Consider the following 12,061-nt stretch of genomic DNA (forward strand, 5'->3'; position numbering starts at 1 on the left):
ATCTGATATAACAGGGGGTGGCGCAGAGGCATCGTGCTCCTGGATCAAGAGGCCGGAGCAGAGAAACAGCAGAAGAATGGGGACTCTTTTTAACATCAGAGGTTTATAGCATTTCAACTTTTAGCGGATACGACTGTATCCGCTAAAAGTTAGAAATACTTGCTGATCAACCATAACAGCACCTTAAACAGCAATCGAGATGCCAATGTCACGATCTTATCACGCCCTCTAACTCTTTGAAATCATTTATTCTGGTCTGTTTATGACTTTGCTTGGCCTTCTCAATATGATAAGTCTGTATCACATTGAGAAGACTCAAATCATCCCCTCTTCAAAAAAACCGGCTCGTTGCCGTCTCCCTTGAGGAGACGGCCCCTCCGATCTGGTCCAAACTCGAATATCTAAACCCCAGTGGCTCGATCAAGGACAGGGTCGCCCAGTATATCCTCAACAAGGCGTTGCAAAACGGCTCTCTCAAAAAGGGGGAGACAGTTATTGAGGCGTCCAGTGGCTCAACGAGCATCGCCCTTGCGCTTGTTTGTGCCGAGCGAGGCCTCCAATTTATTGCCGTCATGCCGGAGGGAGTCAGTCCGGAACGGATCATGATCATTGAGGGGTTCGGGGGCCGCATCATTCTGACCCCCCGAGAAAAAGGAATTTGGGGGGCCCTTGAAAAGGCAAAAAGCGAGGCAGCAAAATTTGGCTATTTCATGACAAACCAATTTGAAAACCCTGACAACCCCGAGGCCCATCATTATGAAACCGGTCCGGAGATCCTCTCTCAAATCCCCGGCGCGAGAGTGGATGCCATAGTGAGCGGTGTCGGTACGGGAGGGACGCTATTGGGGCTTTATCGGGCGTTCCAGGAGAAAAACTCCAGGGTCGTTCCTGTCGCGGCGAAACCGGTGATGCTGGAGAAGATTGGGAGCGAGATCGAGTGCTGCAGCTTTGGTAGCCACATCCCCGGTGTTGTTGAGGGGGTCTCAAAACTGTACAAAAAAGAGCTTCTTCCGGGTTTGATTGAAATCGAGATTGAGGAAAAAAGGGCGATTGAGACAACCCGTCGACTGATCCGGAAGGGATTTCCTGTCGGACCGAGTTCGGGTCTTAACTTTGCTGCCGCGCTCGAGGCACAAAAAATCCTCGGACCTTCATCAATCGTTGTGACCGTCTTCCCCGACCGGATGGAGCGGTATTTTTCGACGGGTCTTTTTGACCGAAAGTCTTGAACAGGAGATCCGTTTGAAACCGGACGAACAAAAGCTGCTTGAGATTCTTTATCACTTTCGGCTGAAAGACGGCAACGAAAAGAGATTCAAGGTGCTTCTCGACGCAAATAGTTTGACACTCAAAAATCCGGTTCCAACAAATCCCCCTCCCTGGACGGCCCTCACCTACGAACAATGCCCCAATTGCCCCCTCAAGAAGGAGAAGGAGCCGTTTTGTCCTCCGGCACTCCACCTTGCTGAGGTGATCGAGTATTTCAAAGATTTTATTTCGTATGACGAAGCTGACATCACGATAGAGACGGCAGCACGCCAATACCAAAAAAAGACGACGTTACAACGGGGGTTGAGCTCCATCATCGGACTTTATATGGCAACAAGCGGTTGTCCCGTTTTAAACAAGCTGCGACCGCTCGCCCCGTTTCACCTCCCTTTTGCGACACTCGAGGAGACACAGTACCGCATCCTCTCGATGTATCTGTTAGCCCAGTATTTCCTTAAAAAAGGTGGCAAAAAACCGGACTGGGGATTCAAGAAACTTGGTCAAATCTACCGGGAGATCAAAATAGTGAACAAGGCGTTCTCGCAAAGACTAAGAACTCTTGAGGGAGAAGATGCGCTGCCCAACGCGGTTGTGATTCTCAATGCGATGGCCGATACCATTTCACTCGCCGTTGATCTCAAACTCCTCCAGAGGATGGAGAGATTGTTCAAGGCGTATTGGGAATAACAATTTTTTTCTTAAGACTCTTCAAGGCCAACGCCTCCAGATCGAGGTAATTTTTTGTGTCTCCCGGGTAGGAGGCGACGCCAAAACAGATACAGTCGATCTCCTGACTGATCCTCCGAATCCGCTCGCTGAGTGCCAAAGCACCCTGATGCGTCGTGTCGGCAAGAATCAGTAGATAGGTGCTCCCGTCAAAATGAAAGAGGCGATCCGCACGACGCAAGACCTCTCGATACAGCTTCTCCTCCCACTGGCTGAAAAACAAGGTTTTCTCACCCTTCTCCCCACATTTCAGCATGATCGCCAGAAGACTGAGCGGCGACTGCGTAATGTCCGCATTCGTCATAAACTCCTTGAGGGTCACATGAAACTCAGAGAGACCCGAATGAATCGGAAGCGTAAAGTGAAATTCGGCTCCGCCCGAACGAGATGAATCAACCCAGATTTTTCCCCCGTGATGAGCAACAATCTCCCGACAGATAGCAAGGCCCAGACCGGTCCCTTTGTAATAACCACCTCCGGTCGGACGATTCAACTGAACGAATTTGTTGAAGAGCTGTTTTTGCAATTCTTTGGGGATACCGCAGCCGTCATCCGCGACCGTTACACGGAGAATAGAATCTTCTCTGGAAACAGCCAACGTGATTTTTTTTTGTGCAAAGCGGATCGCGTTGCTGATCAAATTATGAAGGACCTGGATGACCAGATCCGGATCGGCATAGACGGATAAAAGCTCATGGGGGACATCGGTGCGAATCTCGATTCCTCGCTCCCTTGCCTGCTCCGTAAAATTGGCAGCCGCCTCCATGAGCAGTGGGGCCAAATCGAGCGGGCGACGGTTAATCTTTGTCCGTTTTGACTCCAGGCGCGATAAATCAAGGAGGTTATTGATCAACTGTGAGAGTCGGTCGATACCCCGATTGGTCGCCTCGATTGTTTTTGTCTGCTTTTCCGTCAGCGACCCTGCAACCCCATCTCTCAAATTGCGAATGTTTCCCTTGATAATCGTGAGGGGGGTTCTCAGTTCATGGGAGACGGTCGCTACAAAGTCAGTCTTAACCTGATCCAGCTCGCGAAGCTCTTTGTTCTTTCTCTCCAGATCGGCATAGAGGGATCGTATCTTTCTGAGCTCGGTGATCTCTTGTTGCAGAATCCGGTTACTCTTCATCACCTGAGTGAGTGTTTTCTGAGATGAGCTCTTTTTCGCATTTTTCCGGGATGCTCTCGTTTTAGTCATTTTTTCAAGGCCTCTCAAGGGAAATTAGCCGCATGGGCAGAACGGTGCAAGAGGTTTTGAGAGGCGAAAAAAACAAGCCCCCTCAAGGGGGGCTTGTTTCTTCTGTAGCGGGGGTGGGATTTGAACCCACGACCTTCGGGTTATGAGCCCGACGAGCTACCGGACTGCTCCACCCCGCAAGAACCAAATTCCAGAAATTTCTGGAATCTGCTCTTCCAGGGCCAAACAATCTCGCTTGATAAGGCCGCGTAGACTTACGGGGGGCCCTCCTCCTTGTCAAGGTCTCCTTCGGATGACTCCTGCGGTTGCCCCTGCAAGACCTCCTCCTCGGTCGCCTTGAGATCCTTGATCCTCTCTTCCAACTCGCCCAAAATCTCGCGGTCTTTCTCGTCAAGATCGTTCAGATCCTCGACCGAACGCATGAGATCCCCCAACTGAAGGTCAGTCCCCTCCTCCTTCGGCAGATTCTTTACCTTCTCCTCCAATTCGGAGAGGGGCGGAAGGTCATTCAAATCATTCAATCCAAATAATTCAAGGAACTCCTTCGTTGTTGCAAAAAGGAGGGGCCGGCCTGGCTCCTCCTTGCGTCCGACAACACGAATCAACCTCTTTTCAAGGAGTGTCTTCAGAATCCCCGAGCTATCAACCCCACGGATGTTTTCTATCTCAACACGTGTCAGTGGTTGCCGGTAGGCGATCAGGGCAACTGTCTCGAGGGCACGACCGGACAAACGCTGCGCCTTCTGGGGGTTCAAAAGCTGTATCCAGGGGGCCATTTGAGGGTCGGTCCGGAACTCATATCCACCCGCCACCTTGACCAAACGAATTCCTCCTCCCCTCCCCTCCCATTCCAGAACCATCTGCTCCAGAACTTCCTCTATCTCTTTCTTTTTTACTCCCGGTTGCTCCGGCCCCGAATCCAGAACGGAAAGAATCTCTGACGCTCCCAAGGGACGATCAGAAGAAAAAAGGATCGATTCCAGCAATGCCTTCAATTCCATTCTCTAGGCCTCCCCTTCCTGCAAAATAAGAGGTTGAATAACGATTGCCCCACTTACATTCTCTTGCAGGATTCTTATCAGTTTCTGTCGCGCCATTTCAAGGATGGCGAGAAAGGTGACGATCATCTCCTCCCGCGTCTTTTCGTCCTCAAACAGTCGCTCAAACAGCATTTGGGATTCCCCGCGCATCTTTTCTACGAGTTCGATGATCCGCTCCGCCACCCCGACACGTTCACGACGGACCTCATGGCTCTGCTCGGAAGGGAGCCTCTTTAACAACTCCTGAAAGGCGGTCAACAGGGCAGCCGGTTCCGCCTCAATCATCGGCTCCCTCTCCGGATCATCGAGAGATTGAGAAGGTCTCCGGAAGAGATCCCGTCCCAACATAGGTCGCTGCGATAGAAAAACTGCGGCGAGTTTATACTTGCGATACTCCAATAGTCTGGCCGCCAGGTCGGCCCTTGGATCAGGCCCCTCCTCTTTCTCATTCTCTGATTCCGGCAGGAGCATTTTGGACTTGATCCAGGCGAGCTCAGCAGCAAGCTCCAGAAATTCACCGGCCAGATCGATATTCAGACCTCTCGCCTGTTGAAGATAGCCAAGATACTGGTCAAGGATTAAGGCGATCGGAATCTCCTCGATCTCGACATCGTTCTTTCGAACGAGATGCAGCAACAGATCGAGAGGCCCCTCAAAGAGGGGCAGTTCTACCTTGTAATCAAGTGTCTCCTCTCTCATATCTTCATCACCTTTCGGATCCTCTCCATCGTAGCCTCAGCGACCTGACGGGCCTTCTTCTCCCCTTCCTCAATAATCAAATCGATCTCCTGCGGTTTTTCCAGTAGCCGGGCCTTTTCTTTCCGGATCGGCTCTAGAAAATCGTTCAGGATCTCGATGATCCTCTTCTTGTCTTCCACACAGCCAATCTTCGCTGCACGGCATTCCTCGTTGATCCGATTTTGAAGATCCGACGGGCTGTGGAGCTTGTGGTAATCAAAGATAAGGCAGATATCGGGATTTCCGGGGTCACTCTTCCTCTGGCGTGCCGGGTCGGTGATTGCCTCGGAGACTTTTCGGCGGATCTCATCGGCGGAGTCGCCGAGATAGAGACAGTTGTTATAACTCTTGCTCATCTTCCGGCGATCGGGACCGAGCAATTTCGGAGAATTCGTCAACAACGGTTGGGGTTCAACCAGGGTTTCGCCGTAGATAAAGTTAAACCGTCTCACAACCTCACGTGCCAGTTCAATATGCGGTACCTGGTCCTCTCCGACAGGCACCTTGGTGGCGTTATAAAGGACAATATCCGCTGTCTGCAGAAGTGGATAACCAAGGAACCCGTGGGTGGAGAGGTCCTTCTGGGTCAGCTCTTTTTGAAGATCCTTGTAGGAAGGGACCCGCTCCAGCCAGCCGAGTGGCGTGATCATCGAAAGGAGAAGGTACAGCTCTGCATGCTCCTTAATGTCCGACTGAATAAAAAAGGTCGCTTTGGACGGATTGAGACCGACAGAAAGCCAGTCAATAACCATCTCGCGTGTCGATTGGCGGATCGATTCGGGGGTGGCGTATTCCGTTGTCAAGGCATGCCAGTCAGCCACAAAGAAGAAACAGTCGTGTTCCTCTTGAAGCTTGAGCCAATTTCGGAGAACCCCATGATAATGTCCCAGATGAAGTCGTCCCGTCGGCCTCATTCCTGAAAGAACAATTTCCCGAGTCTGTTTTTTCATGGAAGCAGTATCCCCGCAATCCAATGGATCGGATACATGAGGAGCCGTAACAATCCAATATAAAAGGCAATAAAGAGGAGAATAAATCCGTATTGGCTAAACCGATAGTACCCCTCCAGATACTGGTCCGGTAATAACCCCACCAGGATCCCCGACCCATCCAGCGGAGGGATCGGAATCAGATTGAAGATTGCCAGGGAGAGGTTCAAAAAAACCCCGATCTCCAGCATTTGAATCAGCATGAGGTAAAGTGTTGTTTCTCCCTGCCATCCGAGGACAAAACGAAAAAGGGCCGCAAACAGACCGGCGAGGAGCAGATTCGAGAGAGGTCCTGCGAGAGAAACCTTAAGGTTGCCAACCCTTCCTCCACGCAAGTGATGGGGATTGACAGGAACCGGCTTCGCCCACCCGAAAAGGGTCAGTCCGGGCATGAGGAACATCATGAGAGGGAAAAGGACCGTCCCGATGAGATCAATATGATGCAACGGATTTAATGTGAGCCTTCCCAGAAGCCTGGCGGTCGGATCTCCCAGGCGATTGGCCGTCCAGGCATGAGAGAACTCATGAAACGAGAGTGAAAAAAGGAAGATCGGGAAAAACAGGGCAAATTGGGCAAGGTTCTGAGACATCGAACGGCGACCCGTAGCAGAGCCGAACGGTTTAATCAACCTTCCTTGACAAATATCTTTAAATATACTAATAAACATATCTAATGAGATATCGTATTGAGGTTCGTGAATCTGCAGAGAGGGTGTTGAAGAGACTGGATAAAAAGTATCAGAGGCATGTTTTCGAGAAGATGCTGGAACTTGAAAAAGAGCCAAGAGGCCACAAATGCGAGAAGCTGAAGGGTGTAGAGAATGGCTATCGCAAAGTGGTGTGGCCCTACCGTATTCTTTACACGATTGATGAAGAAAAAAAAGTTGTTGATGTCTATCTCATAGCTCATCGAAAGGAGGCGTACCGATGAAACCTATTTCCATAGGATTTGAAGAATCTCTTTTGAAAGAGATCAACGAAAAAGCAAAGGTCCTTAAGATGACCCGGGCGGAACTGATCCGTAACGCAATTTTAGAATACCTCTTCAAATTTGATGAAGTCCTGGATGCCAAGATGCTTGCTGAGGCAATTGAAAAAGATGAACAGAAAAGACCATTAGAGAAAATTGCACGCGAGCTCGGTTTTCACTAAGTCCTTCGATTCATAAATTCGGTGACGAATTTATTTACTTAGGACTAGTGCTGAGCGAGTAATTTTGTTGATTTTTTGGCTTTGTATATACGTCATAGTCATTACGAGTCGAAGTATTAACCCCTTGGATGTTTGGAGGCGATCTCCTTCAGTCTCTTGAGATTAAGATGGGTGTAGATCTGGGTTGTTGAGATATCGGAATGCCCCAGCATCATCTGGACCGCCCGAAGGTCGGCCCCACGTTCGAGGAGATGTGTTGCAAACGAATGGCGGAGCATATGGGGAGAGACCCTCTTTCTGATCCCTGCCTTCAGGGCGAGTTGTCGCAGGATCTCCCAAAACATCTGTCGCGTCATCGCACGACGACGACGCGTGAGAAAGAGCGGCTCAACAACAGATCCCTTCACTAATTCTCCCCTCCCCTCTTCGAGGTATCTCTTGACGCTCTTCTGGGCGGAGCGACCAATCGGTACAATCCTCTCCTTGGAGCCTTTCCCGAGCGTTCGGACAAAGCCGGCAGTTAAATCAAGGTCATTGAGCGAGAGATTGACGAGCTCGGAGACACGAAGACCAGTTGCATACAGGAGATCGAGCATCGCCCGATTCCGGATCTCCTCGGCGAATTTCCCCGTTGGAAGGGCAAGCATCCGGTCAATCTCCGGAAGGGTCAAAAAATCGGGGAGTTTTCTGGACGATTTGGGCAGGTCTAGCTCGGATGCAGGATTCGTATCACAAGAGCCTTGTTTCACCATAAACCGGAAGAAGCCGCGAAAGGTTATCAGTTGTCTCGCAATAGAACGGGATTTAAGTCCGTTCTTCGAGAGCAGGAGGAGATAGTCCAAAAGATGATGGGGGGAGACCTTCTTCCACAGAGTGATCTTTTTTTGGGCCAGATACCTGCGGAGGTGGAGAAGATCGCTCGCATAAGCCTCAATGGTATGGGCTGCAAGCCCCCTCTCTACGCGGAGGTAATTTAGATACCGTCGACTCTCTGTATCCCCCTGCCCCTCTTGCATCTGACATGAAAGATTACCCCAACTTCCACCCGATGTCCACGAAACCGTTCCATGGGAATATCCACAACTTTTATGACTGACAACGAAAATAGGGCTAAAGCTAAAGGAGATCACTCATGGGCAATTATTACCGTCTTGAGACGAATCAACTTCAAACAGTCTATAACCAATTAAGAGCGGCTGCCAGCCGGTGTGATGATGATAATCGGCCGGTTGCCGCAGAGGCACGGCAGAGCGTCCCTTCGGCACTCACCCCTTGTGATTTCGGCAAACTCTCCGCCTCCGATCGGAAAAAGCTCTCGATCACGATGACGGATAAGGCCGGCACAAAAGTTTTCGTGAAGAGAGAGGATCTTCTTCAAAATCTCTATTCAAAACTCCACCGAAGAGACGAGCGGGATGGAAAGGCCGATGGGACGATTACTAACGTTTCAACCTCCTCCCCGATCACAATCCATGACGGCGAATCAGGCTCCCTCACGGAGCAATTTCAGGAGCTCTATGGTCCTTCGATCTTCGAAATTACGAGGACAGAGATCTCCAGAGGCGGTGGAGCAAGAGGGACGACCTTCATCATCGGAAAGAAAGCGCTGGGAGGGGGAAGGTACCTCTACACCTTCGCCACCAACGACCATGTAGCCGACAACAGAACGGAGGAGGAATTCTCATGGACACTGTCGCATCCGAACCTTCGCGGCGACGACATGAAGGCAAGACTCGTCGGCATAGACCCCGTCGCCGATCTTGCACTTTTTGAGGCAGAACTGAATCTCGATCTCCCGGTTCTTCAATTTGGCGACTCCGAACTCCTTAAACCGGGTGATACCGCAGTCGCTATCGGTAATACGATGGGGCGCGGCATCTTCGCGGCTCAAGGGGAGATCAAGGAGGCGCATGACGGCATGGAGGGGTACCCTTATTCCCTGATCCGAGCGGAAATGGGGACCGCCTGGGGGAACAGCGGCGGCCCTGTTTTTAACGAGGATGGAGAGGTGATCGGCATCGTGAGCCGAGGAGACCCGAATGTCGTTGGAATCATTAATTTTGAGATCCCATCGTCACGTGTGCAAAAATCGATCGAGAATATGCGTCGCAATGCCTCCATGGAAGGGGTCATGACCGGCTATTGGGGATTTGACTTCTGGCCTCTGACACCTGAAAGAAGGAGGCATTTTGATCAGACCCTCAATCATGGTGTCTGGATTAGCCACGTCGATCCAGATTCCCCCGCCAAAAAGGCAGGTCTTCGTCCCGGAGATCTTTTGCTTACAATCAATGGTCGGAGCGAGGTGACACAAATAGACCGGGAGATTGATAGCCACCGCCTGACCTCTGTCATCTACGACAGTCAACGCGGGGAGAGGTTTGTCCTGACGGTGTTACGAGAGGGGGCCATTGAAACGGTACGACTTGAAGCCGATCAGATCCTCGAAAAACGGCTTCAGGTCTTTCATACGCCCTATCCATTCGCCGTCCGGGAGATTAGTCATGACGAGCGGATCACACGTCAGTTGAAGGTAGAAGGGGTCACCGTTATCTTAGATGATCCCAGAGAGCCGCTCTTTCGGACCTTACATAGTGGCAGCATCGTGACTCATATCGATGGGACACCGACCCCAACGGTCCAGGAGTTCAGAACGGTGCTAGCTAAGGCCCATCGACTGGCGAGAAAAAAGGAGCAGAGGATGATACGTCTCGATTTCTACAGGCCCGCTTCGGTTTTTGGACGGGAGGATTATGGGTTCACCTTGCTCCCGACTCAATGAGATATTTTAGGAGATAACGGTACCAACTCCTTTATCGGTGAATATTTCCAACAACAGGGCGTGCTCCACACGCCCATCAATAATATGGGCGGTTCGGACACCCGACTGAACGGCCTTCAAGGCACACTGAATCTTTGGAATCATTCCCCCGATGATCGTCCCTTCCTCAATCAGTCGACTGACCTCTTTTGTCTTGATGCTGGAGAGCAGTTGTTTGTTCTGATCCAAAACCCCTTCGACATCGGTCAATAACACGAGCTTCTCGGCCTGAAGCGATTCGGCGATCACCCCCGCCACAAGATCGGCATTGATATTTAACGCCTGCCCCTTCTCATCAACACCGATCGGCGCAATGACCGGGATGAACTTCGCCTGGTCCAAGGTCGTCAAGACAGAAGGATCAACCGTTTTTACCGTCCCGACCCTTCCCAAATCAACGGTTTCAGGATCCAGTTTTTTCGCCTGAATCATCCGGCCATCTTTCCCCGAGAGGCCGACTGCCCGTCCGCCGTGGCTGTTGACCAAGCTCACAATCTCTTTATTGATATCCCCCGCAAGCACCATCTCGACAACATCCATCGTTCGATCATCGGTAATCCGCATCCCGTTGTGAAAACGAGACTCAATCCCCATTTTTTTCAAAACCTCGCCGATCTGCGGACCGCCGCCATGGACAATCACGGGATTGATTCCAATATAGTCCAGAAGAACCACGTCACGGGCGAAACTGCTTTTGAGTCTCTCATCGAGCATCGCGGCACCACCGTATTTGATCACAACGGTCTTGCCGTGAAATTTACGAATGTAAGGAAGTGCCTCCATGAGAATGGAGGCTTTTTCAATAAGGTGCTGCATGTTAAAGAATATACCGGCTCAGATCGACATCCTTCACAACCCCGGCCACACGATCCTGGACGTATTGCTGGTTGATATGGACCGCATTCCCCTTCATTTCAGGCGCTTTAAAGGAGACGTCATCAAGGACCCTTTCCATAATCGTATGAAGCCTTCTCGCCCCGATGTTTTCGGTTCGATCATTAACAAGGGCCGCAAAAGAGGCGATCTCCGCCACGCCATCTTCGGCAAACTCCACATCGACCCCCTCCGTCTTCATGAGCTCAACGTACTGCCGTGTCAGTGAGTTTTTGGGTTCCTTGAGAATCCTCAAAAAATCTTCCTTGGTGAGAGACTGAAGCTCCACACGGATTGGAAACCTCCCCTGAAGCTCGGGAATCAGATCGGACGGCTTAGAGACATGAAACGCCCCGGCAGCAATAAAGAGGATATGATCCGTCTTGACCATTCCGTATTTGGTTGAAACGGTCGATCCCTCAACAATCGGCAGGATATCTCTCTGGACCCCCTCCCGGGAGACATCCGGGCCTCGACCGGCCGATTCGCGACTCGCAATCTTGTCAATCTCATCCAAAAAGATAATTCCATTCTGTTCTACGAGTCGGATCGCCTGACGGGTCACCTCTTCCAGATCAACCATCTTCGCCATTTCGTCCTGAATGAGAAAATTCAACGCCTCACGCACCTTGAGTTTCTTTTTCTTCTTCTGTTTTGGCATCATGTTCGAAAACATGTCCTTCAAGTTCATCCCAAGATCTTCCAGATTTCCTCCACCTGCCGAGATCACCTCCACCATCGGAACGACCTGTGCGTTGATTTCAAGCTCTACCACTTGATTGTCGAATTCTCCCGAGCGTAACTTTTCTTTCACCTGCGGATTCTCTTCAATTTTAAGCTGGCGCAACAGAACTTCTATCATCTTCTCTTCCGCATGCTCCTGTGCCCGGACACGCACCCTCTGGTGTTCCTCCTCGCGAACCATTTTGATTCCAAGCTCGGTCAACTCACGGATCATGCTCTCGACATCCTTCCCAACATACCCCACCTCTGTAAATTTGGACGCCTCCACCTTGAGGAATGGTGCCCCGGCAAGCTTTGCGAGGCGTCTGGCAATCTCCGTCTTCCCGACACCGGTGGGACCGATCATGATGATATTTTTCGGGGCGATCTCATCCTGGAGTTCGGAGGGAACCTGAAGGCGCCGCCAACGATTACGAAGCGCGATCGCAACCGCCCGTTTTGCCTCATTTTGACCTACAATGTATTTATCAAGCTCTGAGACAATTTCGCGTGGAGTGAACGATTTCATATTCAT

The 12,061-nt window shown here is 50.8% G+C and carries 13 protein-coding genes and 1 tRNA gene; 5 read left to right on the top strand and 9 right to left on the bottom strand.

Annotated elements, in window-relative coordinates; genetic code table 11:
- The first annotated feature begins 305 nt into the window (after positions 1–305).
- Together HYT77_08375 and HYT77_08380 are read left to right on the top strand one after the other, a co-directional pair.
- Positions 306–1,229, top strand: a complete 924-nt coding sequence (locus HYT77_08375; protein ID MBI2068012.1) for a cysteine synthase family protein — start codon at positions 306–308, stop codon at positions 1,227–1,229.
- Positions 1,213–1,956: a hypothetical protein gene (locus HYT77_08380; protein MBI2068013.1), complete on the top strand. Its 744-nt coding sequence runs from the start codon at positions 1,213–1,215 to the stop codon at positions 1,954–1,956. Before HYT77_08375 ends, HYT77_08380 begins: the two co-directional genes overlap by 17 nt.
- On the opposite strand, the gene HYT77_08385 is transcribed toward HYT77_08380, so the two are convergent.
- The 6 genes from HYT77_08385 to HYT77_08410 all read right to left on the bottom strand — a co-directional run bounded on the left by HYT77_08385 (position 1,937) and on the right by HYT77_08410 (position 6,547).
- Positions 1,937–3,124, bottom strand: coding sequence for a hypothetical protein (locus tag HYT77_08385; protein ID MBI2068014.1), 1,188 nt, complete (start codon positions 3,122–3,124; stop codon positions 1,937–1,939). The two genes, HYT77_08380 and HYT77_08385, sit on opposite strands and share 20 nt — an antisense overlap.
- A 171-nt stretch (positions 3,125–3,295) precedes the next feature.
- A tRNA-Met gene (locus tag HYT77_08390) sits at positions 3,296–3,369 on the bottom strand.
- Between the two features lie 75 nt (positions 3,370–3,444).
- Positions 3,445–4,191, bottom strand: coding sequence for an SMC-Scp complex subunit ScpB (gene scpB / locus HYT77_08395; protein MBI2068015.1), 747 nt, complete (start codon positions 4,189–4,191; stop codon positions 3,445–3,447).
- Between the two features lie 3 nt (positions 4,192–4,194).
- Complete coding sequence (locus tag HYT77_08400) at positions 4,195–4,929, bottom strand: segregation/condensation protein A (GenBank protein MBI2068016.1); 735 nt, start codon at positions 4,927–4,929, stop codon at positions 4,195–4,197.
- Complete coding sequence (trpS, locus tag HYT77_08405) at positions 4,926–5,918, bottom strand: tryptophan--tRNA ligase (protein MBI2068017.1); 993 nt, start codon at positions 5,916–5,918, stop codon at positions 4,926–4,928. Before trpS ends, HYT77_08400 begins: the two co-directional genes overlap by 4 nt.
- A complete protein-coding gene (locus tag HYT77_08410; protein MBI2068018.1) occupies positions 5,915–6,547 on the bottom strand; it encodes a site-2 protease family protein in 633 nt (210 codons plus the stop codon). Before HYT77_08410 ends, trpS begins: the two co-directional genes overlap by 4 nt.
- An 83-nt stretch (positions 6,548–6,630) precedes the next feature.
- On the opposite strand from HYT77_08410, the gene HYT77_08415 reads away from it, so the two are divergent.
- The gene (locus HYT77_08415) at positions 6,631–6,888 is read left to right on the top strand and encodes a type II toxin-antitoxin system RelE/ParE family toxin (GenBank protein ID MBI2068019.1); all 258 of its coding nucleotides are present in this window, start codon (positions 6,631–6,633) and stop codon (positions 6,886–6,888) included.
- On the top strand, positions 6,885–7,109 hold the full coding sequence (locus HYT77_08420; protein ID MBI2068020.1) for a ribbon-helix-helix protein, CopG family: 225 nt from the start codon (positions 6,885–6,887) through the stop codon (positions 7,107–7,109). Before HYT77_08415 ends, HYT77_08420 begins: the two co-directional genes overlap by 4 nt.
- A 116-nt stretch (positions 7,110–7,225) precedes the next feature.
- Here the strand turns inward: HYT77_08420 and xerD are convergent, their stop codons facing one another.
- A complete protein-coding gene (gene xerD / locus HYT77_08425) occupies positions 7,226–8,125 on the bottom strand; it encodes a site-specific tyrosine recombinase XerD (GenBank protein MBI2068021.1) in 900 nt (299 codons plus the stop codon).
- A gap of 116 nt (positions 8,126–8,241) precedes the next feature.
- Here xerD and HYT77_08430 point away from each other — a divergent pair, with 116 nt between their 5' ends.
- The gene (locus HYT77_08430) at positions 8,242–9,891 is read left to right on the top strand and encodes a trypsin-like peptidase domain-containing protein (GenBank protein ID MBI2068022.1); all 1,650 of its coding nucleotides are present in this window, start codon (positions 8,242–8,244) and stop codon (positions 9,889–9,891) included.
- A 6-nt stretch (positions 9,892–9,897) separates the two neighbouring features.
- On the opposite strand, the gene argB is transcribed toward HYT77_08430, so the two are convergent.
- Positions 9,898–10,746 (bottom strand): acetylglutamate kinase, encoded by an 849-nt coding sequence (argB, locus tag HYT77_08435; protein ID MBI2068023.1) that lies wholly within the window; start codon positions 10,744–10,746, stop codon positions 9,898–9,900.
- A gap of 1 nt (position 10,747) precedes the next feature.
- A complete protein-coding gene (gene hslU / locus HYT77_08440) occupies positions 10,748–12,061 on the bottom strand; it encodes an ATP-dependent protease ATPase subunit HslU (protein MBI2068024.1) in 1,314 nt (437 codons plus the stop codon).

The organism is Deltaproteobacteria bacterium (assembly GCA_016180855.1).
GTDB lineage: Bacteria > UBA10199 > UBA10199 > JACPAL01 > JACPAL01 > JACPAL01.

Coding starts and splice junctions, on each gene's coding strand:
- xerD (MBI2068021.1), bottom strand. CDS start 8,125: ATGCAAGAGGGGCAGGGGGATACAGAGAGTCGACGGTATCTAAATTAC.
- HYT77_08420 (MBI2068020.1), top strand. CDS start 6,885: ATGAAACCTATTTCCATAGGATTTGAAGAATCTCTTTTGAAAGAGATC.
- HYT77_08410 (MBI2068018.1), bottom strand. CDS start 6,547: ATGTCTCAGAACCTTGCCCAATTTGCCCTGTTTTTCCCGATCTTCCTT.
- HYT77_08400 (MBI2068016.1), bottom strand. CDS start 4,929: ATGAGAGAGGAGACACTTGATTACAAGGTAGAACTGCCCCTCTTTGAG.
- HYT77_08430 (MBI2068022.1), top strand. CDS start 8,242: ATGGGCAATTATTACCGTCTTGAGACGAATCAACTTCAAACAGTCTAT.
- trpS (MBI2068017.1), bottom strand. CDS start 5,918: ATGAAAAAACAGACTCGGGAAATTGTTCTTTCAGGAATGAGGCCGACG.
- HYT77_08415 (MBI2068019.1), top strand. CDS start 6,631: ATGAGATATCGTATTGAGGTTCGTGAATCTGCAGAGAGGGTGTTGAAG.
- hslU (MBI2068024.1), bottom strand. CDS start 12,061: ATGAATATGAAATCGTTCACTCCACGCGAAATTGTCTCAGAGCTTGAT.
- scpB (MBI2068015.1), bottom strand. CDS start 4,191: ATGGAATTGAAGGCATTGCTGGAATCGATCCTTTTTTCTTCTGATCGT.
- argB (MBI2068023.1), bottom strand. CDS start 10,746: ATGCAGCACCTTATTGAAAAAGCCTCCATTCTCATGGAGGCACTTCCT.